19 protein-coding genes and 1 tRNA gene are annotated in these 24,215 nt (G+C 63.4%); 15 read left to right on the top strand and 5 right to left on the bottom strand.

The features are described 5' to 3' along the window. Positions 1–34 precede the first annotated feature (34 nt). The 6 genes from HMPREF2807_RS13835 to HMPREF2807_RS01015 all read left to right on the top strand — a co-directional run bounded on the left by HMPREF2807_RS13835 (position 35) and on the right by HMPREF2807_RS01015 (position 12,521). Positions 35–205: a hypothetical protein gene (locus HMPREF2807_RS13835; protein ID WP_154762460.1), complete on the top strand. Its 171-nt coding sequence runs from the start codon at positions 35–37 to the stop codon at positions 203–205. A gap of 5 nt (positions 206–210) precedes the next feature. Beyond that, positions 211–9,156: a type I polyketide synthase gene (locus tag HMPREF2807_RS01035; protein ID WP_070509788.1), complete on the top strand. Its 8,946-nt coding sequence runs from the start codon at positions 211–213 to the stop codon at positions 9,154–9,156. Between the two features lie 97 nt (positions 9,157–9,253). Beyond that, positions 9,254–10,249 carry a substrate-binding domain-containing protein gene (locus HMPREF2807_RS01030; RefSeq protein ID WP_070509737.1) on the top strand — a complete coding sequence of 332 codons (996 nt, stop codon included), beginning with the start codon at positions 9,254–9,256 and terminating at the stop codon, positions 10,247–10,249. Then, positions 10,246–11,304, top strand: coding sequence for an ABC transporter permease (locus HMPREF2807_RS01025; RefSeq protein WP_070509735.1), 1,059 nt, complete (start codon positions 10,246–10,248; stop codon positions 11,302–11,304). The genes HMPREF2807_RS01030 and HMPREF2807_RS01025 overlap by 4 nt, the downstream gene beginning before the upstream one ends. Positions 11,305–11,306: 2 nt before the next feature. Beyond that, positions 11,307–12,059 (top strand): ATP-binding cassette domain-containing protein, encoded by a 753-nt coding sequence (locus tag HMPREF2807_RS01020; protein ID WP_046647351.1) that lies wholly within the window; start codon positions 11,307–11,309, stop codon positions 12,057–12,059. A 36-nt stretch (positions 12,060–12,095) separates the two neighbouring features. Further along, a complete protein-coding gene (locus HMPREF2807_RS01015) occupies positions 12,096–12,521 on the top strand; it encodes a holo-ACP synthase AcpS (protein WP_070509785.1) in 426 nt (141 codons plus the stop codon). 13 nt (positions 12,522–12,534) lie between these two features. Here the strand turns inward: HMPREF2807_RS01015 and HMPREF2807_RS01010 are convergent, their stop codons facing one another. Continuing rightward, positions 12,535–13,173, bottom strand: a complete 639-nt coding sequence (locus HMPREF2807_RS01010; RefSeq protein WP_070509734.1) for a TetR family transcriptional regulator — start codon at positions 13,171–13,173, stop codon at positions 12,535–12,537. 3 nt (positions 13,174–13,176) lie between these two features. Continuing rightward, entirely contained in the window at positions 13,177–13,647 is a 471-nt protein-coding gene (bcp, locus tag HMPREF2807_RS01005; RefSeq protein WP_070509732.1) for a thioredoxin-dependent thiol peroxidase, read from the bottom strand. Between the two features lie 197 nt (positions 13,648–13,844). On the opposite strand from bcp, the gene HMPREF2807_RS01000 reads away from it, so the two are divergent. The 5 genes from HMPREF2807_RS01000 to HMPREF2807_RS00980 all read left to right on the top strand — a co-directional run bounded on the left by HMPREF2807_RS01000 (position 13,845) and on the right by HMPREF2807_RS00980 (position 17,964). Continuing rightward, positions 13,845–14,123 (top strand): DUF3618 domain-containing protein, encoded by a 279-nt coding sequence (locus HMPREF2807_RS01000; protein WP_010191207.1) that lies wholly within the window; start codon positions 13,845–13,847, stop codon positions 14,121–14,123. Between the two features lie 268 nt (positions 14,124–14,391). Beyond that, entirely contained in the window at positions 14,392–15,540 is a 1,149-nt protein-coding gene (locus HMPREF2807_RS00995) for an ABC transporter substrate-binding protein (RefSeq protein ID WP_070509730.1), read from the top strand. A 2-nt stretch (positions 15,541–15,542) separates the two neighbouring features. Then, on the top strand, positions 15,543–16,658 hold the full coding sequence (locus tag HMPREF2807_RS00990; RefSeq protein WP_209167932.1) for a FecCD family ABC transporter permease: 1,116 nt from the start codon (positions 15,543–15,545) through the stop codon (positions 16,656–16,658). Next, positions 16,649–17,410: an ABC transporter ATP-binding protein gene (locus HMPREF2807_RS00985; protein WP_070509729.1), complete on the top strand. Its 762-nt coding sequence runs from the start codon at positions 16,649–16,651 to the stop codon at positions 17,408–17,410. The genes HMPREF2807_RS00990 and HMPREF2807_RS00985 overlap by 10 nt, the downstream gene beginning before the upstream one ends. Positions 17,411–17,421: 11 nt before the next feature. Continuing rightward, positions 17,422–17,964, top strand: coding sequence for a 2'-5' RNA ligase (locus HMPREF2807_RS00980; protein ID WP_070509727.1), 543 nt, complete (start codon positions 17,422–17,424; stop codon positions 17,962–17,964). A 51-nt stretch (positions 17,965–18,015) separates the two neighbouring features. Here HMPREF2807_RS00980 and HMPREF2807_RS00975 read toward each other — a convergent pair. Further along, positions 18,016–18,088 (bottom strand) — tRNA-Lys (locus HMPREF2807_RS00975). Between the two features lie 286 nt (positions 18,089–18,374). On the opposite strand from HMPREF2807_RS00975, the gene HMPREF2807_RS00970 reads away from it, so the two are divergent. The 4 genes from HMPREF2807_RS00970 to sucD all read left to right on the top strand — a co-directional run bounded on the left by HMPREF2807_RS00970 (position 18,375) and on the right by sucD (position 22,567). Continuing rightward, positions 18,375–19,604, top strand: coding sequence for a L,D-transpeptidase (locus HMPREF2807_RS00970; RefSeq protein WP_070509725.1), 1,230 nt, complete (start codon positions 18,375–18,377; stop codon positions 19,602–19,604). A gap of 55 nt (positions 19,605–19,659) precedes the next feature. Continuing rightward, positions 19,660–20,304: a hypothetical protein gene (locus HMPREF2807_RS00965; protein ID WP_070509723.1), complete on the top strand. Its 645-nt coding sequence runs from the start codon at positions 19,660–19,662 to the stop codon at positions 20,302–20,304. 203 nt (positions 20,305–20,507) lie between these two features. Beyond that, the gene (sucC, locus tag HMPREF2807_RS00960; RefSeq protein ID WP_175973599.1) at positions 20,508–21,680 is read left to right on the top strand and encodes an ADP-forming succinate--CoA ligase subunit beta; all 1,173 of its coding nucleotides are present in this window, start codon (positions 20,508–20,510) and stop codon (positions 21,678–21,680) included. Between the two features lie 8 nt (positions 21,681–21,688). Next, entirely contained in the window at positions 21,689–22,567 is an 879-nt protein-coding gene (gene sucD, locus HMPREF2807_RS00955) for a succinate--CoA ligase subunit alpha (RefSeq protein WP_070509719.1), read from the top strand. A gap of 46 nt (positions 22,568–22,613) precedes the next feature. Here sucD and HMPREF2807_RS00950 read toward each other — a convergent pair whose 3' ends face one another. Together HMPREF2807_RS00950 and HMPREF2807_RS00945 are read right to left on the bottom strand one after the other, a co-directional pair. After that, positions 22,614–23,159, bottom strand: coding sequence for a DNA-3-methyladenine glycosylase (locus HMPREF2807_RS00950; RefSeq protein ID WP_070509717.1), 546 nt, complete (start codon positions 23,157–23,159; stop codon positions 22,614–22,616). 27 nt (positions 23,160–23,186) lie between these two features. Beyond that, entirely contained in the window at positions 23,187–24,047 is an 861-nt protein-coding gene (locus HMPREF2807_RS00945) for a siderophore-interacting protein (RefSeq protein ID WP_070509715.1), read from the bottom strand. Between the last annotated feature and the right edge of the window lie 168 nt (positions 24,048–24,215).

Here is a 24,215-nt window from a genome sequence, read left to right as displayed (position 1 = left end):
GCATTGATCCTAGTGGGTAGAATCGACACACGGTATGAGTATCGATATGTTCTTTGACGAGTACCTCGCTGAACGCGGCCTGACGCGCTCCGCCGAGGTTGTCCCGGACCACGCCTGCCAGGTCTTTTGTGATGCGCCTGAGCCGAAGACCCAGTCTTCCCTCGAAGAGGCGGTTCAACTCGTCGCCCACACCTTGGGGGAGTAGTGCAGGTGTCTGATTTTCACGTCTCTGTGCCTTTGTCCGCGCGCTTGGCCTCCGAGCCTTTCGCGCTGTCTTTCTCCGGTCAGGGCTATGCCTGGCTGCCGACGTTGCGCGATGCCCTTGCTACCGGTGCGCAGCCACACATCGCGGAGTACCTTGCTAAGACCGAGGAACTCCTTGCCCCGCTGGAGGAGGAGCTTCTGCCTGCCACTCCGCACGGGTTCGCGCCTCTGGACTGGACAGACGAGGAGCCGGCGTGGGCACACGCGCTTGCCGACGCCTCGCTTTCCACCCCCGGCATCCTCACCGCGCAGCTAGCGGTCCTCGAATCGCTGCGTGCACACGGAATTGAACTCGAGGATGCCGTCACCAACATTGGCCACTCCCAGGGCGTGCTTGCCACGGCGGTCGTTGAGGGACGCATGAGCCCAGCCGAGGCTCTGGCGCTGGCACGCCTCATCGGCGCGGCTCTGGAGACAACCGCACGAAGTGCTGGGCTGGTCCGCACCCCGCAGGGCGCGCCCATGGCGGCGGTGACCGGCGCGACGAAGCAGCAACTGCTCGACGCCGGCGCCCACATCGGGCTCGACAATGGGCGGGGGCGCTTCGTCATCGGCGGAACCCCGGCTGAACTTGCCCGGGTGAAGGCCGCGCTGCAAGAGAGCTCGGACCTCAAGGAAGATCGGGAAGGGGAGCCAGCCGCCGTCGCTGTCACCGACCTTGAGGTTTCAGCCGCGTTCCACCATCCCACCATGAAGCACGCGGTGGAACAGGTGGAAAGCTGGGCGGACCGGATCGGACTGGATCCTGAGCCCACCGCGCAGCTCGCGCGGGCGGTATTGACCGATTACGTGGATTGGCCCGAGCGCATTGACTCGGCGCTCGAAGCCGGGGCTCGCTGGATATTAGAAGTGGGGCCTTCCCGCGGGGTGGAGCCGTTGACGCGCGAGCTCGTTGCCGGGCACGGCGTGAGCACGCTTGCCGTGGGGACGGAGGAAGGATTGGCCCAGCTCGTGGAGCCGGGCCGCGCACCGTCTCTGCCCCGCGCGTGGTCCGAGTGGACACCGCGCGTTGAAAGCGGGCGTCTGGCGACTGCCTTTACACGGGCCACCGGCTACTCACCAGTCATGCTCCCCGGGATGACCCCCACCACGGTGGACCCAGGCATCGTCGCCGCAGCCGCCAATGCCGGGCACTGGGCGGAGCTGGCCGGCGGGGGACAGCACACCGATGACATCTTGAAGGAGAGCCTGCATACCCTGGGCCGGATGCTGCAGCCCGGGGTGAATGCCCAGTTCAACGCGCTGTACCTTGCGGCTTCCCAGTGGCGTCGCCAGATTGAGGGGCCGAACTCGATTCTGCGAGCACGCGCAGGAGGAGCACCCATCAACGGCGTGGTCGTCTCCGCTGGCATTCCGCCCGTGGAGGAGGCCGTGGAGCTGGTGGAGAAGCTCCACGCCGCGAACATCCCGTGGGTCGCCTTCAAACCGGGAACTTCGGCGCAGGTGGAGGAGGTACTCCGTATCGCCGATGCTCTCCCCGAGACCACCATCATCATGCAGCTGGAAGGCAGCGCGGCTGGAGGTCACCACTCCTTAGAAGGTCTCGATGAGGTCCTTGTTGCTACCTACGCGCGGATCCGTGAGCGCGACAATGTCCTCCTCGCCGTCGGCGGGGGAATCGGAACCCCGGCGCGTGGCGCGGAGTACCTCCTGGGTACGTGGGCGCAGCGCTTCGGCCTGCCCGCAGCCCCCGTCGATGCCATCATGGTGGGCACCGCCGCCATGGCGGCGAAGGAGTCCACCGCATCCGAGTCGGTGAAGCATGCTCTCGTCGCCGCGCACAGCGGGGACGTTGTGTCGGGCCGCTCGGACCTGGGCGCGGACATCCATGAACTGGACAACTCTTTCGCCCGCGCCGGGCGCCTGCTGGATGCGGTGGCCGGTGACGCCGCGGCCGTAGAAGCACGCCGCGCGGAAATCATTGAAGCCATCGGGCGCACGTGCAAGCCCTACTTCGGGGACCTCGATGAGATGTCCTATTCCGAGTGGCTGCAGCGCTACCTTGAGCTGTCCTACCTGGACGGCTGGGTTGATGAATCCTGGTTGAGCCGATTCACCCGCATGGTGACTCGCGCCGAAGCCCGCCTCCACCCGGCCGATCACGGCGAGATTGAGCTGTGCGTTGAGGTCGACCGTGAGCACCCGGCTGAGGCAATTGCTCAGCTGACCGAACTCTACGGTGACGCGGCGCTGCACCCGACCGACGCCGCGTGGTTCATTCAGCTCGTGGATAGCCCTGGCAAACCCGCGAACTTCGTCCCGGTCATTGATGCGGACGTACGCCGCCGCTGGCGCCACGACACCTTGTGGCAGGCCCACAATGAGCGTTATTCCGCCGATGAGGTCTGCATCATCCCCGGCACGTCAGCCGTTGAGGGAATCACGCAGGCCAACGTGCCGGTGGCGCAGATACTCGGCTGCTTCGAACAGGCGGCGCTTGCGCTTCTCGACGGAACTGATGATGACTCTGGCGAGCCCGCCTTTAGCGCTGAAGAGCTCATCTGCCGCGCCCCGAGCCTGAATTGGGCCGGGCGCGAGCAGCCCAACCCCCTGCGCCTTGGCCTTGATGGGGCCGAGCTGGAAACTGCGGGCGAGGAGGCCATGTGGTTGACCGTTCCTTTCCACTCCGGAGCTGGGCTGCGTGTGCGCATCACTCTGCCGCGTATTCCGGGTGCCTCACCACTGGTCACTGTCGACGATGCCGAATCCGCCATGCGGGAGCTGCTGCGCCAAGCCGCCGGCGGTGACCTACCTGAGGTTGATTCCGGGGCCGCAACAGTCAACGTTCACCTCAACGCCACCGACATTGCCCAGTATGGTGCGGTGACGAGCGGGGAGATGAGCACTGCTGTCTCGCCCGATGTCCTCCTTGGTCGCGCCTGGCCGGCACTCTTCGCTGTCCTGGCCAGTGCCCACACAGAGTCCGGGGAGCCGTTGGTCGAAGGCTTCCTTGACCTCGTCCACTTCGAGCACTCGCTGAGCCTCACGCCAGACACCAGGGAGCTGCTTCGCAGCAGCGCCGCCCCAGGCTCCGAGCCCTTGGCACTGAGCTACATCGCAGAACTGAAAGACGTTCGCGATACGCCCTCGGGGCGCCTCATTGACGTGAGCGTTGCTGTCAACGTCGCCGTGCACGGCGAAGAACATGAATTCGCGCAGATGCACGAGCGCTTCCTGATTACCGGGCGGCGCGGTGGCACTGCGCTCGAGCTCGTGCGCGCCACAACTAATGGTGCACAAGAAAGCGGTCAAGAAGACAGCGTAAAGTCCTCCTTCCGGGAGACTCCGCGTTCCTTCCGCCACCGCACCACCGCGGTGGCACCGCAATCACTGCGGCCCTTCGCCGTTGTAACGGGGGATAGGAACCCCATCCACCTGTCATCGAACGCTGCGGCACTGGCGGGGCATCGTCAAGGCCCGATCGTCCACGGCATGTGGACCTCGGCGCTGGCGCAAGCAGCCGTGGCTTTCGACGGGGCTCGCGTCCTCGAGTGGTCCGTTACCTGGCTTGCACCCGTGCTTCCCGGCAGTGAGGTGGAGTTCGAGGTGGAACGGGTGGGTGTCGACAAGCGCAGCGGCTACGGCGAGATCCGCAGCGTGACCGCCACCAGCCAGGGCGTTCCGGTGCTGCAGGCGCGAGCGACGATGAGCAGCCCCACTACCTTCTATGCCTTCCCCGGCCAGGGCATCCAGTCCCCGGGGATGGGGATGAAGGACTATGCGGAATCCGCAGCGGCGCGCGCCGTGTGGGAGCGTGCGGATGAGCACACGCGGCAAAGCTTGGGCTTCTCCATCCTGGAGATCGTCCGCCACAACCCCGACACCGTGGTGGTGGCTGGTGAGACCTTCACGCACCCGGATGGCGTGCTGTATCTGACGCAGTTCACGCAGGTGGCCATGGCCACACTGGGCTGCGCACAGATTGCAGCGCTTAAAGAATCCGAGGTCCTTGAAAGTTGTGCCTTCTTCGCTGGACACTCGGTGGGCGAGTACAACGCCCTGGCCGCCTATGCCGAGGTCCTGTCCTTGGAGGCGGTCCTGGACATCGTTTATGTCCGCGGGCTGACCATGCACCATCTGGTCGAGCGCGATGCCGCGGGCCAGTCGCTCTACGGTCTGGCGGCGCTGCGCCCGCACAAGATGGGGATGAGCGCGGGCGAGGCCTTTGCCGATGTCGCCCGCGTGGCCGCGGAGACCGGCGAGTTCCTTGAGGTGGTCAACCACAATATTGCCGGGCTCCAATATGCAGTTGCCGGCACGAAGGCGGGCCTGGATGCGTTGGCTCATGACGCCGAACGCCGCGCCGCGGGACAGCGCGCCGTCATCCCCATCTCGGGGATTGACGTGCCCTTCCACTCCTCCCGCTTAGTGAGCGGCGTGGCAGATTTCCGCGCGCATCTTAACGCCCTCATCCCTCAGGAGGTCAACCTTGAGGTGCTGGTGGGGCGCTATATTCCAAACCTCGTGGCGCGGCCCTTCGCGCTCAGCCGCGAGTTCGTGGAGGCCATCGCAGAAGTGGTGGACTCGGAGCCTATCGCGGAGATCCTCGCGGACTTCGATGGTGCCATGGCGAGCCCGGCGCGTCTTGGCCGAACCCTGCTCATCGAGCTTTTGGCCTGGCAGTTTGCCTCCCCGGTGCGCTGGATAGAGACCCAGGATCTGCTCCTTGGGCAGCTCGGCGTGGAGCGTTTCCTCGAGGTCGGCGTTGGTGCCGCGCCGACGTTGACCAACATGCTGGGCCAAACCCTGCGCCTGCCCCAGTACGCGGGCAGCGCAGGCATCGAGGTGCTGAATTACGAGCGCGACCATGGGCGAGTCTTTGCCGAAGACGCCGAGCCGGCACCCGGGCCAGCAGCGAAGGCGGTCGCAGAGCATGCCGCACAACCGGTTAGCGCCGAAGCGGAATCGGTCGAATCTGAGTCGAGGCAGGCAATCGACAGGGCACACCAGGAAGAAACCGTGCAGGCACCCCGTGAGGAGGCGCCGGCCGCCATCGAGGACCTCCCGCTGAGCGTGCACCAGGCCCTCGAGATGCTTATCGCGCTGTGGACCAAGGTCCGCCCCGACCAGATCGCGCCGACTGATTCGATCGAAACCCTCGTGGAAGGCGTGTCCTCCCGCCGCAACCAGTTGCTCGTCGACCTCGGATCGGAATTCGGCATCAGTGCCATCGAGAATGCCGCGGATGCTGCCATCCCGCAGCTGGCGGAGAGCGTGGCTCAGCGCGCGCCGGGTTATGCAACCTTCGGGGAGGTCCTCTCAGAGCAGGTCTCGCAGGCACTGACTCGGCTGACGGGACCGGCGGGCAAGAAGCCGGGCTACGTGGCTGAGCGTGTGAGCGGTACGTGGGGATTGGGCACTGGATGGGCCGACCACGCGACGGTACAGCTGGTCCTGGGCACGCGCGAGGGCTCCTCGCTGCGCGGCGGGGATTTGGCTAGCTTGCCCATGACTGCCGTGGTGTCGGTAGCTGAGCTCGATGAACTGATCGACTCCGCGGTGCGCGCTGCCGGCGAGTGCGAAGGAATCGCGCTGCAGAAGGCCGCAGCGGCAACGCCACACGAGACCGTGGACCCGGAGGCGGTGCGCGCCTATACCGAGCGTCTTGAATCGGCGCTGGAGGACTCCGCCCGCGCCGCACTCGCCGCCCTCGGCCGTGAGGAGACCCCGATTGAGCAGGGGGACAGCGCAGCACACACGGAGCTGGAGCAACTCGTTGCCACGGAGCTGGGGCCGGACTGGCAGCAGCGCGTCGCCCCCGCTTTTGATGCGCGCAAGGCAGTGCTTCTCGACGACCGCTGGGCCAGCGCCCGCGAGGACATCGCTCGCGCGGCGGCCGCCGGGGAAGCAGAGCCCGAGCTGGACGTGTTGGGCGCCGGCGAGGAAGTTGCGCTCCTAGCCGAGCACTTCGGCTATGAGCATCTGGCCCGCGATGCCCGCACCCCGGCCGACGGGTTGCTCTTCGCTGACCAAGTAGCCGTGGTGACGGGTGGCTCGCCGGGCTCGATTGCCGCCGAACTCATCGGTGAACTGCTCGCGGAGGGCGCAACCGTCATCGCGACGACCTCCCAGCTAAAACACGAGCGCCTGGAGTTTTATAAGGAGCTCTACCGCAGCCGGGCCGTCGGGGCGGCAGCGCTGTGGGTGGTTCCAGCAAACCTTAGTTCCTTCGCGGACGTGGATGCGCTCGTGGAATGGATTGCGGCGGAGCACACCGCCATCGTGGGCGGAAAGTCCGTACAGCTCAAGCCTGCTTACGTGCCGGATCTTCTCTTCCCCTTCGCCGCGCCGCGTGTGGCCGGCACTCTTGTGGATGCCGGGGCAGGGGCGGAGTCCCAGATGCGTCTGCTGCTGTGGTCGGTGGAGAAGCTCATCGCGTCGCTGTCCGCCGTGGGCGCGGATACACATGTTGGCCACCGGCTACACGTGGTGCTTCCGGGCTCGCCGAACCGCGGGCGCTTCGGCGGCGACGGCGCCTACGGCGAGGCCAAGGCGGCCCTCGACGCCTTGGTTAACCGCTGGTCTTCCGAGCAATCCAGCTGGGGTGCGCGGACCTCGCTGGTGCATGCCCACATCGGGTGGGTGCGCGGCACCGGCCTGATGGGCGGCAACGATCCATTGGTTGCTCAGGTGGAGGCCCGCGGCGTGCGGACCTTCTCGGCGAAGGAGATGGCGGTGCAGCTTATCGACGCCACCGCCTCCCCCCACATTCGCGCCCAGGCAGCGTCTTCACCGCTGAGTTTTGACCTCACCGGCGGGCTGGCCGAGGCCGAGCTAGACCTAGCCGCGCTTGCCCGGGATTCACAGTCAGAGGATGCAGATGCATCGAGCGCAGCTGCTAGATCGGGCGAAGAGAAGGCTCCGCGAACGGCGAAGGCCCTGCCGAATGTGTTGAAGCCTGCAGAGTGGACCAGCCCCGACTTCAACACGGTGACGCAGTCCCTCGAGGACATGGTGGTCATCGTTGGCGCGGGAGAGCTCGGTCCGCTGGGCTCCTCGCGTACCCGCTATGAGGCGGAGGTCGGTGGAGAGCTCTCTGCGGCTGGCGTGCTGGAGCTGGCGTGGAGCCGCGGGCTCATCAGTTGGGATGAGCACACGGCCGGCTGGTTGACTGCCGAAGGCGAGGAGATAGCCGAGGAAGACGTCTACGCGCGCTTCCACGACGAGGTGCTCGCCGGGATTGGTGTGCGGCGCTTCCACGATGACTTCGGCCCGCACCTGCCTATGGTGGATAACCTCGCGCCCGAGCTGACCACCATCTACTTGGAGAAGCCGCTGAGCTTCACCGTGGGGGATGAGGCGACAGCGCGCAGTTTCGTCGATAGCTGCGAGGGAGCCACGCTGCGCCGCGTCGATGGCGCGACAGGTGAGGTCGAATGGCAGGTCACCCGGCCCGCCGGCTCCGCGGTGCGGGTTCCGCGGCGCGTGGCCATGACCCGCTTCGTGGGCGGCCAGATACCGGAGGGCTTCGACCCACAGGTCTACGGCATCCCGGCGGACATGGTGGATAACCTCGACCGCCTCGCCCTGTGGAACCTGGTGTGCACCGTGGATGCCTTCCTCTCCGCAGGCTTTAGTCCCGCCGAGCTCTTAACCCACGTCCACCCGGCGCGCGTGAGTTCCACCCAGGGAACCGGCATGGCGGGTCAGGAGGCGCTGCGCTCGCTGTACGTCGATAAGCTCTTGGCCCAGCCGCGGCCCAATGACATCCTGCAGGAAGCGCTGCCCAACGTCATTGCTGCGCACGTGATGCAGTCCTATGTCGGCGGCTATGGCCAGATGGTGCACCCCGTGGCCGCCTGTGCCACGGCGGCGGTGTCGGTGGAGGAGGGCGTCGACAAGCTGCGCCTGCACAAGGCGGACTTCGTCGTGGCCGGTGGTATCGACGCCCTGTCCATCGAGGGGATTACCGGCTTTGGTGACATGGCGGCCACGGCCGATAGCGCCGAGATGGCGGCGAAGGGGATTGAGCACCGCTTCTTCTCCCGCGCTAACGACCGCCGCCGCGCCGGCTTCGTGGAATCCGAAGGCGGTGGAACCATCCTGCTTGCGCGGGGAACCTTTGCGGCGGAGATGGGGCTGCCGGTCCTCGGCGTGGTGGGCTTTGCTGAGTCCTTCGCCGACGGCGCGCACACCTCCATCCCCGCGCCGGGCCTGGGTGCGCTCTCAGCGGCGCGGGGCGGCACAAACTCCCGCCTGGCCCGCTCGCTGAAGGCCCTCGGCGTGGGCGCGGACGATATTGCGGTGGTGTCGAAGCACGATACGTCCACCAACGCCAACGACCCCAACGAATCTGACCTGCACGAGCGCATCGCCGCAGCCCTCGGCCGCAGCCCCGGCAACCCGCTGTATGTGGTTTCGCAGAAGAGCCTGACCGGGCACGCCAAGGGCGGTGCCGCAGCCTTCCAGCTCGTCGGTCTGACTCAGGCGCTGCGTAGTGGAGTCCTCCCACCGAACCGTTCGCTCGACTGCGTCGACCCCGCGCTGCGCCGTCACTCGCACCTGCTGTGGCTGCGCCAGCCGTTGGACCTTCGCCGCACCCCGCCGAAGGCGGGCCTGGTGACCTCCCTGGGCTTCGGGCATGTTTCCGCCCTCATCGCGCTGGTCCACCCGGGTGCTTTCTTTGCTGCGTTGGCTCGGGAGCAGGGTGGGGGCGTGGCCGAAGCCTGGCGGGCAGCCGCTACCGATCGCGAGCGGCGTGGTCTGCGGCGCCTAGAAGATGCCATGCGAGGTGGAGCAGCGCTGTACGAGAGGCCGGTGAACCGCAACCTCGGCTCGGGCCCAGCTACCGAGGTGACCGAAAGAGAGGCCGCAGCGTTGCTGAGCGAGTCCGCGCGCTTGCGCGGAGGCACCCTGGATCCGGAGGGAGGAAACACAACACAACGGGGGTAGCGGGCGCTAGAGTATCCCCAGCGTGCACCCTCTGGAACGATAAAGAAGCAGGTCAGACGGGTTGGAGAAGTCCCCCAATCTGGGGCACCATGCAAGGGTGAATAAAGCTAAGAAGCCACTACTAGGCCTTATTTCGGTAGCCGCTGCCACCCTTCTTGCCGCCTGCTCCGCCACCGGTGGTGCTCCCCGTCCCGAAGCTGACGGTGAGCTAGCCGGTGGCGTCGACACCGAGCGTCTTGTCGTCGCCATGATTTCCCACGGCGCGCCGGGAGATACGTACTGGGACCTCGTGCGCAAAGGTGCGGAGGATGCCGCCCGCAAGGACAACATCGAGCTGCGCTACTCCTCCGACCCGGAAGCGCCCAACCAGGCTAACTTGGTGCAGTCCGCCATCGATTCCGGCGTGGACGGCATCGCCGTGACCATGCCTAACTCTGGGGCGATTGGCCCTGTGGCCAAGAAAGCTGCGGATTCCGGCATCCCCACCGTGGGGCTTAACGCCGGCATGGATGATTACCAGAAGTACGGCATGAGCGCCTTCTTCGGCCAAGAGGAAAAGGTCGCCGGCACCAAGGCCGGTGAGCGCCTCAAGGACGATGGCGCCAAGCACGTTCTGTGCGTCATCCACGAGCAAGGCAACTCTTCTCAGGAGTCGCGCTGCGCCGGCGTGAAGGACGGGCTGGACAACGGCAAGGTGGAGATCCTGTACGTCAACGGCAAGGATCTCACTGCTGCGCAGTCCACCATCAACGCGAAGCTGAGCCAGGACCCGTCCATTGACTGGGTCATGGCGCTGCAGGCCTCCGTGGCGATGCGCTCCGCCGACGCGGTTGCTGACGCCTCCTCCCAGGCCAAGGTCTCCACTTTCGACACCAACGCCGAGCTTGTCGACGCCATCGCGGACAACCGCATCGAGTGGGCCGTCGATCAGCAGCCTTATATGCAGGGCTACCTCGCCGTCGACTCGCTGTGGTTGGCGCACCGCAACGGTTCCACGATGGGCGGCGGCCGCCCCGTGTACACCGGTCCCTCCTTCGTGGATTCCACCAACGTGGACATCATCTCCGAATCCGCTAAGGCAGGTCTGCGATGAGCGAAACCGCTACTGCATCAGACGAGGCTCTATCTAGCCCCGCCGATACGCGCCTGACCCGTCGCAGCGGTTTCGCGCGCCTCATCCGCCGCCCAGAGTTGGCCAGCCTGCTCGGTGCTGTGGTCATCTTCGTCCTCTTTATGATCGTGGCGCCCGCCTTCCGCTCAGTGGAGGCCTTCTCCACGGTGCTCTACGCCAGCTCCACGCTGGGCATTGTGGCCCTAGCGGTGGGCCTGCTCATGATTGGTAATGAGTTTGATCTATCCTCCGGCGTGGCGGTGACCTCCGCGGCGCTCGTGGCCACCATGCTCAACTACAACTTCCACCTCAACTCGTGGGTGGGCGTGGGGCTGTCCCTCATCACCGCACTGGCCATCGGTGCGCTCAACGGCTTCCTCGTGGTGCGCACCAAGATCGATTCCTTCCTTATTACGCTGGCGGCATTCCTCATGCTGCAGGGCCTCAACCTGGCGATTACCAAGCTGGTCACGGGCCAGGTTGCCACCCCGACTATCTCGGACATGGAAGGCTTCGGCTCTGCTCGCGTCATTTTTGCCGGCACCATCCACATCGGCAGCTTGAGTATCCGCGCCACCGTTATCTGGTGGATCCTCTTCGTCGCCATTGCCTCGTGGGTGCTGTACAAGACGCGCTGGGGAAACTGGATCTTCGCCGTTGGTGGCGACGATGAAGCCGCCCGCGCCGTCGGCGTTCCCGTGCGCCGCGTCAAGGTGGCGCTGTTCATGCTCGTCGGATTTGCAGCGTGGTTCGTGGGCATGCACACCCTCTTTGCCTTCGACTCCATCCAGGCAGGCCAAGGCATTGGCAACGAGTTCCTCTACATCATCGCCGCGGTCATCGGCGGTTGTTCCATGACCGGCGGGCGCGGTACGGCGGTGGGCACCGCTATCGGCGCGCTTATCTTCGGCATGACCAACCAGGGCATCGTGTACGCCGGTTGGAACCCCGACTGGTTCAAGTTCTTCCTCGGCGCCATGCTGCTCTTCGCCGTGCTCACGAACACCTCGGTGGCCAACTTTACGAGGAAGCGATAATCATGATTGAGCTGCACGATATTTCCCAAACCTTCGGCAACTTCCACGCCCTGCGCGGTATCAACCTCAGCGTGAAGGAAGGGGCGGTGACCTGCGTGCTGGGTGATAACGGCGCGGGCAAGTCCACGCTGATCAAGATCCTCGCCGGCCTCAACCAGCCCACGGGCGGCACCATCACCGTCGATGGGGAAGAGGTGAACTTCGCCAGCCCCCGCGATTCCCTCGATGCCGGAATTGCCACCGTGTACCAGGATTTGGCGCTGGTGCCTTCGCTGTCGGTGTGGCGCAACTTTTTCTTGGGCCAGGAACTAACCGGGGCGCTGGGGAGCTTGCGTGAGGAAGAGATGAAGCGGATTACGCATGACCAGCTGGCCGAGATGGGCATTGAGCTTGGCGACGTCTCCGTGGAACTCTCCGCTCTCTCCGGCGGCCAGCGCCAGGTGGTCGCGATTGCCCGCGCCATCTACTTCGGCGCGCGCTACATCATCTTGGACGAGCCGACCGCCGCTCTTGGTGTGAAGCAGTCGGGCATGGTGTTGCGCTTTATCGACGCCGCCCGCGAACGCGGCATGGGCGTGGTGTTCATTACGCACAACCCGCAGCACGCCTACCTCGTGGGCGATCATTTCATCGTGCTCACGGTGGGGCAGATGTCGCTGGATGCCTCCAAGGAGGAGGTCACGCTGCCGGAGCTGACCCAGTGGATGGCCGGCGGTGACGAGCTGGAGGAGCTCAAACAGGAGCTGGCGCGCTAGGCCACAGTTGGCGTAACTAAGCTGGCCTGCATGACTATGAGTGGCGTGAGCGTGGGCACCGACCTGGTGCACATCCCCTCCTTTGCCCAGCAGCTGGAGCTTCCCGGCACGCACTTCGCGCAGGTTTTCAGCGCCTCCGAATTGCGCGTGGCGCAGGCCCGTGGACTGAGCGGTGCTGCCCGCGCGCAGCACCTCGCAGGGCGCTGGGCGGCAAAGGAGGCCTTCATCAAGGCGTGGTCGCAAGCGCTCTACGGGCATCCGCCGGTCCTAGCGGAGGAGGCCGTGGACTGGGCCGAGATTGAGGTCCGCCCCGATGCGTGGGGCCGCGTAGCACTTGAACTGCGGGGCGAGATTGCCCGCCTCGCGCGGGAGTCCTTGGGGGATTTTTCACCGGCGTTGTCCATCAGCCACGATGGTGATTACGCCACCGCTATCGTGCACCTTTCGCGGCACACGCCATAACCCACGCCATGATCTAGGCGCTGGTGGCGATGGCAAAGAGATAGGCGATGAGCATGCGCTTAATTTCTTCCACCACGCCATCGAAGCTCTCCTCCGAGCGCATGGTGCTGTAGTTAAGCAGCGAGACCACGGTGTGGACGAGGAAGGCCGCAATCTCCACGCGGGCGGACTCGTCCATTCCTTGGGCAAGTGGTTCGATGATCTCGGCGATGGGTTTGAGCAGAGACAGCTCCGTATCAGCGGCCGTGGCGCGGGTGGCCGGCGTGGACTGCACGGCATGCCACACTGCGCGGCGCGAGCGGTCCTCGCGCCAGACCCGCGCCATGCGATCAATGAACTCCTCGAGAAAGTCCGGCCACTGCAGGGCCGGCACGCGCTGGGAAAAACGCTCAACCTCCGCCAGCATTTCGGCGGTGTCTTGGCGGTCAAGCTCGCAGATCAGCACGTACTTGTTGGCGAAGTATTGATACAGCGTGCCAATCGGCACTTCCGCGCGGCGCGAGACCTCGTCGAAAGTAAAAGACTCGAAGCCATGGTCCACGAGCGTCTGACGCGCGCAGGACAAAATCCGGTCATACTTGGCCCGGCTACGCGCCTGCGCTGGGCGACGCCTAGGGACCAGTATCTCCGGTGACTTCGAGCTAGATTCCACGGTTTAGTTGAGCCCCTTGAGCACGCGGGCGACGTGGCCGGTGGCCTTGACGTTGTACATGGCTTGGCCAATGGTGCCGTCTTCCTCGACGAGGAACGTGGAGCGGATAACTCCCTGGACTACCTTGCCGTAGTTCTTCTTCTCACCGAAAGCGCCGTACGCAGTCATGACCTCCTTATCGGGGTCAGAGAGCAGCGGGAAGTTCAGCTCGTGGTCCTCACGGAACTTAGCCAGGGCCTCGGGCTTGTCGGGAGAGATGCCCACCACGGCGATGTTCATGCCATTGAGCTGCTCTAGGCTATCGCGGAAGTCGCAGGCTTCCTTCGTGCAGCCAGGGGTGTTGGCGCGCGGGTAGAAGTAGACCACCACGCGCTGGCCGGCATAGTCACTCAGGCTTACGGTGTTGCCGGCATCATCGCTGAGGGAAAAAGCGGGGGCTTTGTCACCCACGGACAGTCGTTGTGCTTCAGTCATGGTGTATAGCCTACCGTGCTCTCCCTTAGGACTCTTTGGTGAATCTCAGTTCGCTCGCCGCAGCACAGCTGAGACAAAACTTGGCCAACTCTGCAGGGGAGCTGGTGGTCAATGTAGAATGTCCACGTTAGAACCTCAACGGTTAGAAAGACACTAACCGCAACAACACCGAACGAAGCCAAATTCAGGAGATTCACGTGGCACGCAACATTGATGATATCCAGCGCGACATCGAGCGCACCCGCCGTCAGCTGGCTAGCACCTTGGATGAGCTGGCTGATCGCAGCAAGCCGCAGAACTTCGTCGAGGACGCTAAGGGCGCGGCAACCCAGAAGTTGCAGGAGCGCAATGTGCAGATGGCGCTCGCCGGCGTTGGTGCAGCCGTCGTAGGCCTTATCGCTTTCTCCGTTTTCCGCTCCAAGCGCCGCAAGTCCGATATCAAGGAGCTGCAGCGCCTGCTCGCTGAGCGTCGCTAGAGCCGGTTAGCGCCGTTGGGCGCGACTGCATACCTAGAGGCCCTGCCTTGGGAAATACCCCGGGGTGGGGCATTTTTGCGCTCCGTATGCGTTACTGGAAGCATTGCCTACCCTATGCGGGCTTTGGGTAGCCTTACCTGTCTGTGTAGTATGAACCTCCGAACAGACCATAAGACCAAAGTTTGAAGGAGAAATCGTGCTTCACGTATCGACGCCTGCAGGCCAGGCATCCCGTCCGCGCGCCGGGCGAGTAGTAGGGGCGTGCGCCATGGTGGCGGCGCTGGCCAGCGCGCTGGCGGGCTGTGCCTCCGACAATGCCGATGCCGGCAGCGAGCAGGCCACGGGAGCGCAGGGGACTGCCGCTGTGAGTTTCACAGACCTTGCCGGCCGCCAGGTGGAGCTGGACCACGCGCCGGAACGCGTCATCCTGGGAGAAGGCCGCAGCGTCTTTGCCACCGGCATCCTCAACAAGGAAGACCCGCTGGACAAGGTCGTGGCCATCGGATCGGACCTGAAGCAGAATGTGCCCGACTACTACCGCGAGTTGGAAAAGACCACGCCCAAAGTCAACGAGCTGCCGGAAATCGGCGGCTTCACCAAGGGCGATGTCACTGTGGAGGAGCTCATCAGCCTCGACCCGGACCTCATCGTGCTCTCCAAGGATCAGTACGAGGCCTCCCAGACCGCTGGGCTCACCGACAAGCTGGATCAGGCCGGCCTGACCTATGCTGTCACGGACTTCCGCGCCAAGCCCTTGGAGAACACCATTCCCACCATGGAAATCTTCGCCGATATCTTCGGCCACGAGGACCGCGCGGAGGAGTTCATCGCGGACTGGCAAAAGAACGTGGATCTGGTAACCGAGCGCGCCACGAAAGCGCAGGACAAGCCCTCCACCTTCGTGTGGCGCGCAGCGGGTGTCTCCGATTGCTGCGGCTCGTGGAATGACTCCAACATTTCTGAGCTGGTCAACGTCGCCGGTGGAAAGAACGTGGCAGACGGCATCATCGAGGGTGAGTCCGGCGCGCTGACCCCGGAGAAGGTCATCGACGCCAATCCCGACATGATCATCGCCACCGGCGGCGACTGGTCCGCCAAGGTCGATAACGCAAAGGGCCACACCGGCTTCGCTGCCGCCGGCTATGGCATCAGCGAAAAGGACGCCCATGACAGCGCCGCTTCGCTGGCCGGCGTTCAACCTGGTTTTGAGGACCTCTCCGCCGTCAAGGAGCACAACCTCCACGGCCTGTGGCACCAGTTCTACAACTCGCCCTTCAACTACCTGGCGCTCCTTCAGATCGCCGCGTGGCTCCACCCAGAGGACTACGCAGACGTCGACGTTCAGCAAGAATGGGCCGAAGCCCAAGAGAAATACTCGCCCGTTCCCGGCGACGGAACCTTCTTCAGTACCAACTAGTCATGAGCATTCTCACCTCAACCGCGCGCTCGGCAAGCCCTGAACGGACCACGCGCGCAGAAACCGCGGTGCTTCCCGTGGAGGCCCTCGCACGCGAGCACTCCCGCGTGACCCGCCGCCGTATCGCCATCGTCGCCGGGCTTATCGTCGTAGCACTCGCCGCATTCGTTCTTAGCGTGATCGTTGGCGCCATCGACCTCACCCCGGGGCAGGTGCTGCGGGGGATGGTGGATCCGGGAGGCGTCGACAAGCAAACGCGTACAGTCCTGTGGAGCCTGCGCCTGCCTATGGCCGTCATGGCGCTGCTTATCGGGGCCAGCCTGTCACTGGCTGGCGCGCAGATGCAGACCATCCTGGATAATCCGCTGGCGGAGCCCTTTACCCTCGGCATCTCCGCGGCGGCTGCCTTCGGCGGAGCCAGCGCCATCGTGTTGCGTTGGCAGCTTCTGGCCCAGCCGCAGTTCAACCTCGCACTCATCGCGTGGCTGTCGGCGGCGCTGGCCACAGCCATCATCGTCGTTGCCGCCGTTATTCGCGGTGCGAAGTCCGAGACGATGGTGCTGCTCGGCATCGGCCTCGTCTTCTTCTTCCAGGCCATGCTGGCGCTCATTCAATACCGCTCTTCCAGCGAGGCCCTCCAACAGATCGTTTTCTGGTCCATGGGTTCGCTCACCCGCGCTAGCTGGCAGGCCAACGCCGTGCTGGCCGGCGTGCTTGCGGTGGCGTTGCCGATCCTGGGAGCGCTGTCGTGGCGGCTGACGGCGCTGCGGCTTGGCGACGCCCGCGCCACCGCCCTCGGTATCAACACCTCCCGCCTACGCGTGATCGTGCTCGTCGTGGTCTCGCTCGTCGCGGCCACCACCGTGGCTTTCGCCGGCATCATCGGATTTATCGGCCTGGTGGGCCCGCACATCGCGCGCATGTTGGTGGGTGAGGACCAGCGTTACTTCGTGCCGGCCTCCATGGCCGCGGGCGCGGCGGTGATGTGCGCCGCCCACGCGCTCAGCCTCCTGATTAAGCCCGGGCTGGCCATCCCCATCGGCATCGTCACCTCGCTTCTGGGCGTGCCATTCTTCATCGCCATCGTCATGACTCGGAGGAGGGCATTGTGGACGTAGAACTCACCATCACCGATCTATCTGCCGGCTATGGCTCGCGCACGGTGGTGGACGGGCTGAGCCTTCCCACCCTGCGCGGCGGGCAGGTCGTGGGGCTGCTGGGGCCGAATGCGTCCGGCAAGACCACCACCATCAAGACGCTCGCTGGCGTGCATCGCGCGCGGGGCGGCACGGTGGGCTTTCGCGTCGACGGCCAGAGCCCGCGCGGACAGCGGCGCCGCCAGCTCATCGGCTATGTGCCGCAGGGCCTGCCGCACACCGCGGCGCTGCGCGCGTTTGAGGCAGTGCTGATTGCGGCGCGGCGCGAAGCGTGCGAGGACCCAATCACCCGCACAGCCGAGGTCCTGCACTCCATGGGGCTCGATGAGATTGCGCAGCGCTACCTCAATGAGCTCTCTGGAGGCCAGCGCCAGCTCGTCGCCGTGGCGCAGATGCTCGTGGGGACCCCTGGGCTCATGCTTCTCGACGAGCCCACTTCTGCCCTCGATCTCAACCGCCAGCTCTTCGTCTTGGGCCGCGTGCGGGCAAAAGCTCGGGAGGAAGGCAGCCTCGCGTTGGTGGCGATTCATGACATCAATCTGGCCGCCCGGATGTGCGATCAGCTTGTCGTGCTTCACGGCGGCAAGGGACGCGCTCACGGCGCGCCGGGGGAGGTGCTCACGGAGGAACTCTTGCGCGAGGTCTACGGCGTAGAGACGGATGTGCTGGACCACCGCGGGCAACCCATCGTGGCGCTGCGAGAGGTTAGTTAGACTCGGGCCGTGTGAGCCGAAATTCGCCCGAGAACCTCCTGCTGTACCTCACCCCGGAGGATGAAGACACGATCCGGGAAGTCTATGCTGCCCTGGCTCAGCGTGGCTTTCCGGTGCAGCACCAGCGCCCGCACATTACGGTAACGTTTGCGCCGGCGCTCGAGACCGCAGTCGTCGACAAGGCCCGCACTCTGTTGCCGCCGCTACTGCCGGCGCTGTTTCATCGCGTCGGGACGGTGGTGTTCGGCAGGAAAAGTAAGCAGACCGTGGCGTGGCTTTTGGAAACCACGGATGACCTGGAGATCGCTGCGCGCCAGGTTAGCGCCGCAAACCCGGAAGGCCGCGGGCCGCGGTGGACCCCGCACCTGACGATGGGGTTGCGCCTGCCTAGAGCGCTCGTGCCCGACTATATGCGCGCACTCGATGAAATCGCCGGGCCGGAGCATAAAGAGTTTAGGGCTGACTATGCCGCGTGGTGGCGGCCTAAGACACAGCGCCTCGACATCTTTGGTGGGTCTGTGGCCGTCGGTCGCGAGCGCGAATCCGCGGAGTGATTAAGAAACAGGAAACCCCCGCTCCGGATAACCCGGGCGGGGGTGATATTGTGCGCCATCAGGGAATCGAACCCCGAACCCACTGATTAAGAGTCAGTTGCTCTGCCAATTGAGCTAATGGCGCTGGTGTTTACCTAGCTGGCTCTGATTTCCTCAGTGCCTGCCGTGCAACGAGATGTAACTTTAACACCCTCTTCCTGAAAAGGTAAAATCGCCAGGTGAATGAAGGTTTTTGGGCTCCTTAGGTAGCGGCTACTTGTCACTTCTTTGAAAGCGTGGAGTGCGGGAGTGGGGAAGGCCGGTAACGAAACGGTTAAGGGCGGTGGCGCTAACTAGTGAGAAGGCCGTGCGGGCGGTTAGGCTTAGTGCACTCTTGTTCTTGTTTGTCCTTTTATGAGCTAGGGGTTTGTGTGCACTCTCTATTCCCTTCTGCACGTCCCGCAGTGCTTCTCTCGAGTCTCATTGCGACTGCCTCCCTTCTGACCGCCTGCACCATTGGTGGGGCCGAGAACTCCAGCCCAGCCGATAGTCACTCTGAGGCAGACGCCCAAGCGAGTGCGGCGGCGGATGCGTTGGCCTCGGCAGCCGCTAAGGCGAAGCAACTACAGTTTTCTGTCAAAGACGGTGCTAGTGATGTCGATCCTTCCGAACCGGTCGAGGTCACTTCTCCTGCGGGTCTGAAGTCGGTGACGATGACCAACGAGGCCGGCAAAGTGGTGGAGGACGAGCTGTCGAGTGATTCGACCACGTGGAAGAGTGCCGAAGTTTTGGGGTACAACCGCACCTACACCATCGATGCCACAGACAAGGATGGCACCCACAAGACCATCACCTTCACCACCCCGCAGGCCGCGGCGGTGTCTGAGGTGGCGTTGAGCCCGCTGCCGGACTCTGAAGTAGGAGTGGGCCAGGTTATCGGCGTGCGTTTCGGCAATTACGTCACCGACCGCAAGGCGGCCGAGAAGGCCATCACGGTCAAGACCGAGCCTGCCGTTGAGGGGGCGTTCTACTGGGTAAATAACCAGGAGGTGCGCTGGCGCCCGCAGAACTACTGGGAGCCGGGCACGAAAGTGACTGTCGACGTCGACCTGTATGGCCGCAACCTTGGCGGCGGTGTTTACGGCGGCGAGGATGCCTCCACCAACTTCACTATCGGTGACCGCGTCATCACGCTGGTCGATAACAACACGAAGATGATGTCGGTGTTCAAGAATGGCGAGGTGCTGCGCCGCATTCCGGTGTCGATGGGCAGGGATGGCCAGTGGGACACCCCGAATGGCGCCTACATCATCGGTGACCAGTACCCGTCCCTCACTATGGACTCGACTACCTTTGGCCTGGCTCTCGACGCCGGCGGTTATAAGACCGACGTTCAGTGGGCGACCCAGATGTCTTACTCCGGAATCTATGTCCACGCGGCGCCCTGGGCTGTGGGTGCGATGGGCAGTTACAACCAGTCCCACGGCTGCATCAACGTGACTACTGAGGCTGCTCAGTGGTTCCAAAACACGGTCAAGCGCGGCGATATCGTGAGGGTTTCCAACACCGGCGGTGGCGTGTTGAGCCCGCTCGACGGCCTGGGGGATTGGAACATGGACTGGGAGACGTGGTCTGCGGGGAACGCTACCGCTAACCAGTAGCCCGGTTGATTGCCGGGGTAGCCTTGCGGAAAAACTGCCAAGGAAAGGGCCCCGGATGAACTGGTATAAGCGAGCTGCGATAGTGCTACTAGCGCCGTTGGCGTTGGTGGCGTGCTCCTCGGAAGGTGGTAGCACGCATGAGGAAAGCGAAAGCGCAAGCCCGTTTGTATCAAGCGTTAGCGCTGCCGCTCCAGCTGAGGAAGGTACGTGCGCGACTGAATTCGATATCCCGGCGCTGTTGGAGGCGATGCCGGAGGAATTCGCTGGCCTGGCGCACGACCCCACATATGACGCGGGTGAGCCTGATGGCTGGGGGCGCTTCTATCAGGCGGATGGGCTGCAGTTTATGGTCGGTTCCAGCTATCTAGATGAGAAAGAAACCGATCCTTGCCCGAAGGACAATGAGCAGGCCGCGCGAGACGTGCGCTCGTTCATCGCCGAGGACTATCAGCGTCAGGAGCGAGAGAACGGCGAAGAAGTCAAACCTTTTGAGGACCTCGACTTCACTGAGGGTGGACGCTACTTTGCCTGCGCGAAGCATCCGGAGGTGGACCTGCGGCAGTTCTTTTGCGTGACCACCGTGGGTAATGCGGAAGTGATTAACTACATGTTCCGGCATTCGATGGGTGATGCGAAGGACGTGGAAGATATGAAGAGCGCATCGAAGGAATTGGCCGCGATTATTGACAGCGTTGCCTAGGGTTACCGTCTAGGGTGCCCCCGAAAGTAAAGTCAGTTAATTCATTATTGGCATACTGTGGCCCCGCAACGGGCGGCGTTGTGTCATGCCTGCGCACTTTGTGAAGCACTGCGCAGGCGCAAATGTTAAGTGGTTTGCATCACGTCTTGGTTTTGGTGAATCTTGTGGAGAACTAGTTATTCACTGCAAAGATGGAGGCAGAAGTGGATCTCTACGAGTACCAAGCTCGAGACCTCTTTGAAGCTCATGGGGTTCCCACCCTGAAGGGCATTGTTGCGACCTCGGCCGTGCAGGCTGAGGAAGCAGCCACGAAGCTGGGCACGCCGGTGGTTGTGGTCAAGGCACAAATCAAAACCGGTGGTCGCGGCAAAGCTGGGGGAGTCAAGCTAGCGCACAGCCCCGCGGAAGCCGCGGAGAAGGCCAACGAGATCCTGGGCCTGAAAATCAAGGGCCACACCGTGCGCAAGGTGATGGTGGCAGAAGGCGCAGACATCGCTGAGGAATACTACTTCTCGATCCTCCTCGATCGCACCAAGCGCCGTTACCTGGCCATGCTCTCCAAGGAAGGTGGCGTGGAGATTGAAAAGCTGGCCGAGGAGCGCCCAGACGCTCTGATTAAGCGCAGCTTCTCCCCGCTCGACGGCATGACGGACACCCTCGCTAGGGACATGGCATATGAGGCGGGGTTTGATGAGGGGGACGTCGCCAAGCTCGTGCCCGTGTTCAAGAAGCTTTACACGGTCTATACCGAGGAAGACGCCACGCTGGTGGAAGTTAATCCGCTGGTCAAGACGTCAAGCGGCGAAATTATTGCGCTCGATGGCAAGGTCACGCTGGATGATAACGCGCAGTTCCGCCACCCCGAGCACCGCGACCTGCAAGACCACGGTGCGACCGACCCGCTGGAGCTCAAGGCGCAGAAGATGGGGTTGAACTATGTCAAGCTCGATGGTTCGGTGGGTGTCATCGGCAACGGCGCTGGCTTGGTGATGTCAACGCTCGACGTCGTGGCCTACGCCGGCGAGGATCTTGCATCGCAGCCGAAGCCCGCGAACTTCCTCGATATCGGCGGTGGTGCCAATGCGGAAGTGATGGCTAACGGGCTTGAGGTGATTCTCAGCGACCCGCAAGTGAAATCTGTCTTCGTTAACGTCTTCGGTGGCATTACCGCGTGCGACGAGGTTGCCAAGGGCATCGTGCAGGCGTACAAGATTTTGGATTCTGAGGGGATCGAACCCAAGCCGCTCGTGGTGCGCCTCGACGGCAATAATGCCGAGCTGGGACGCTCGATTCTTAATGACGCACACCTGCCCAAACTGGAGCAGGTTGAAACCATGGATGCTGCTGCCCGCAGGGCTGCTGAGCTGGCGAACTAGGAGTAGATATGTCGATTTTTCTCAACAAAGACTCGCGGATCATTGTGCAGGGCATGACGGGTTCGGAAGGCATGAAGCACACGCGCCGCATGCTGGCGTCCGGGTCCAACATCGTAGGTGGCGTCAACCCGCGCAAGGCAGGCGAACGCGTGGACATTGATGGGCGCGAGATCCCTGTGTTTGGCAGCGTGCGCGAGGCTATGCAGGCGACAGGCGCTAACGTCACCGTCATCTTCGTGCCGGCAAAGTTCACCAAGGATGCGGCGGAGGAGGCGATCCGCGCTGGCATTGAGCTCGTCGTGATCATCACCGAGGGAATCCCCGTGAAGGACACTGCGGAGCTCTATGCGTTGGGGCGAGAGTCCAAGACGCGCATCATCGGCCCCAATTGCCCAGGGCTGTACACGCCGGGTGAATCCAATGCGGGCATTATCCCGGCGGAGACCGCTCCGAACCCGGGAAAGATTGGCTTGGTGTCGAAGTCGGGCACGTTGACGTACCAGATGATGTACGAGCTCTCTGACATCGGCTTTAGCACGTGCGTGGGAATCGGTGGTGACCCGATCATCGGTACGACGCATATTTCTGCGATCGAGGCATTCCAGAATGACCCGGACACCGAGGCAATCATCATGATCGGTGAGATTGGCGGCGACGCAGAAGAGCACGCTGCGGCTTATATCAAGGACCATGTGACGAAGCCGGTCATTGCCTACATTGCTGGATTTACCGCACCAGAGGGTAAGACGATGGGCCACGCCGGTGCCATCGTCTCGGGCGGTTCCGGTACGGCAGAAGGAAAGAAGGCAGCACTGGAGGCCGCCGGTGTAAAGGTAGGAAAGACCCCGTCCCAAGCAGCAGAGTTGGTGCGAGCAGCCTTGGCGTAGTTGGGTGAGGCATGGGGCGGTTCGCCCCATGCCCCTCACATAAGAATTAGCGGGGGAGACCGCGGCGTCGCGACACCGTCTTGTCAAAGGGGATCCAAAAGCGCAAGGCTGCGTCTTGGTTCTTGGAGATTCCAATGCGTGGGCCGCGGACCCACTCTGGCTCCTCTTCGCGCTCGCTGAGGAGTACGGGCGTGCCGTTGTCCTCGATGCTGAAGCCAAGGGCCTTGCCCACATTGCCAGGGCCGCGGGCGAGGTTATAAAAATCGGTGTCGCCCCGGCGTTGGTAGGCGAGGTCTAAGCCGTCGATTACTTCGCCGGCCCGCAGCAGGCAGCCCTCGCCGGTACCTTCGGGTGCACAAACGATATTGCCGTTTCGGTGGATGCCATAGGACACATAGACGTAGAGGCGGCCGGGTGGACCGAACATGGCGGCGTTGCGTGGAGTACGTCCGTTAAAGGTGTGCGAAGCCTCATCGCCTGAGCCGAGGTAGGCCTCCACCTCTGTGATGCGAATGGAGACGCCGTTGTGCGTCAGCACCATTCCCAGCAGTTGGGGAGCGACAATGTCTGCGGAGGCGGTGAAATCGATCATTGCCGCAGTCTAACGTGCGAGCGAGGTTTAGGCTTTGGCCTTGTCTTCTTCGGCTTCAATCTCTGCGTTGAATTCGCGCTTGGAGGCCTGCCACTGGTCCTCAGTCATGCCGATGCGCCAGTAGCCAGAGATAGAAACGTCTTCCTTGGGAATTCCAGATTCCACGAAAAGGAAGCGACGCAGCTCTTTGATCATTTCGGCGACACCGTGGATGAACCAGCTGGTTTTCTTCCCCGTGGGGATACCAGCTTCGCGCACCACGCGGGATAGCTTAGTACCAGGGGTAGCACCATTGCGGACTACCCAGACGACCTCCACGCCCTCGCGGGTAGGGAGTTCAAACGTGCGGTCTTCGGCCGCGATCTCGATGTATGCAGTTGCAGTCGCGCCTTCGGGGAGGCGCTTCAAGCCGGCACCGATGGCCGGTGCCGCGGATTCATCGCCAGCGAACACAAAGTGCTCATATTCTTCGGTGGGTCCCCACGCACCACCTGGGCCGAGGAAACCGATCTTCTCTCCGACTTCGGCGACCCGTGCCCACGGGCCAGCCAGGCCAGAATCACCGTGGGTGACAAAGTCAACGTCGAAGTCCCCGGTTTCCGGGTTCAGGTTGATCAGGGTATAGGTGCGGAGAATCGGTTGTTTATCACGCGGCTGCTCTTCACGAATCTGCTGGACATCAAACGGCCAAGAGTAGTCAGCGCTTTGTGGTACGAACAACAGCTTGATGTAGTGATCCGTAAACTCCAGCTCTTTGCCCACAAAAGCCGGGGAGTTCATGCTCAACCGAACCAAGTCCGGAGAGACCTGGTGACGACCAGTCACGGTTGCTTCATGCGCCTTGCGGGGCTTGCGCTTCGGCGCCACTTCTTTAGTTTGGGCAGCCATTGTTATCACTGTCCTTCGGAATACTTGAGTTGCTGTGCGGATATAAGCCTACACACTATGTAATTAGGTAAGGCTAAAATATCTAAGGCTAGGGTTGGTTGCGGGCTTCGCGGTGCAGGCCGCCGTGCGCGGCGTGGGGCTTAAGGGACATTTCGTGTGGATAAACCG

Origin of the sequence: Corynebacterium sp. HMSC074A09 (assembly GCF_001811545.1) — a bacterium.
GTDB classification, from domain to species: domain Bacteria; phylum Actinomycetota; class Actinomycetes; order Mycobacteriales; family Mycobacteriaceae; genus Corynebacterium; species Corynebacterium hiratae.
The sequence above is the reverse complement of the archived record's forward strand: the minus strand, read 5'-3'. Positions and strand labels throughout refer to the sequence as shown.

Excerpts from the sequence above, each read along its gene's own strand:
- HMPREF2807_RS13835 (WP_154762460.1), top strand. The coding sequence starts at position 35 with ATGAGTATCGATATGTTCTTTGACGAGTACCTCGCTGAACGCGGCCTG.
- HMPREF2807_RS01025 (WP_070509735.1), top strand. The coding sequence starts at position 10,246 with ATGAGCGAAACCGCTACTGCATCAGACGAGGCTCTATCTAGCCCCGCC.
- HMPREF2807_RS01020 (WP_046647351.1), top strand. The coding sequence starts at position 11,307 with ATGATTGAGCTGCACGATATTTCCCAAACCTTCGGCAACTTCCACGCC.
- HMPREF2807_RS01015 (WP_070509785.1), top strand. The coding sequence starts at position 12,096 with ATGAGTGGCGTGAGCGTGGGCACCGACCTGGTGCACATCCCCTCCTTT.
- bcp (WP_070509732.1), bottom strand. The coding sequence starts at position 13,647 with ATGACTGAAGCACAACGACTGTCCGTGGGTGACAAAGCCCCCGCTTTT.
- HMPREF2807_RS00995 (WP_070509730.1), top strand. The coding sequence starts at position 14,392 with ATGGTGGCGGCGCTGGCCAGCGCGCTGGCGGGCTGTGCCTCCGACAAT.
- HMPREF2807_RS00990 (WP_209167932.1), top strand. The coding sequence starts at position 15,543 with ATGAGCATTCTCACCTCAACCGCGCGCTCGGCAAGCCCTGAACGGACC.
- HMPREF2807_RS00965 (WP_070509723.1), top strand. The coding sequence starts at position 19,660 with ATGAACTGGTATAAGCGAGCTGCGATAGTGCTACTAGCGCCGTTGGCG.
- sucD (WP_070509719.1), top strand. The coding sequence starts at position 21,689 with ATGTCGATTTTTCTCAACAAAGACTCGCGGATCATTGTGCAGGGCATG.
- HMPREF2807_RS00950 (WP_070509717.1), bottom strand. The coding sequence starts at position 23,159 with ATGATCGATTTCACCGCCTCCGCAGACATTGTCGCTCCCCAACTGCTG.
- HMPREF2807_RS00945 (WP_070509715.1), bottom strand. The coding sequence starts at position 24,047 with ATGGCTGCCCAAACTAAAGAAGTGGCGCCGAAGCGCAAGCCCCGCAAG.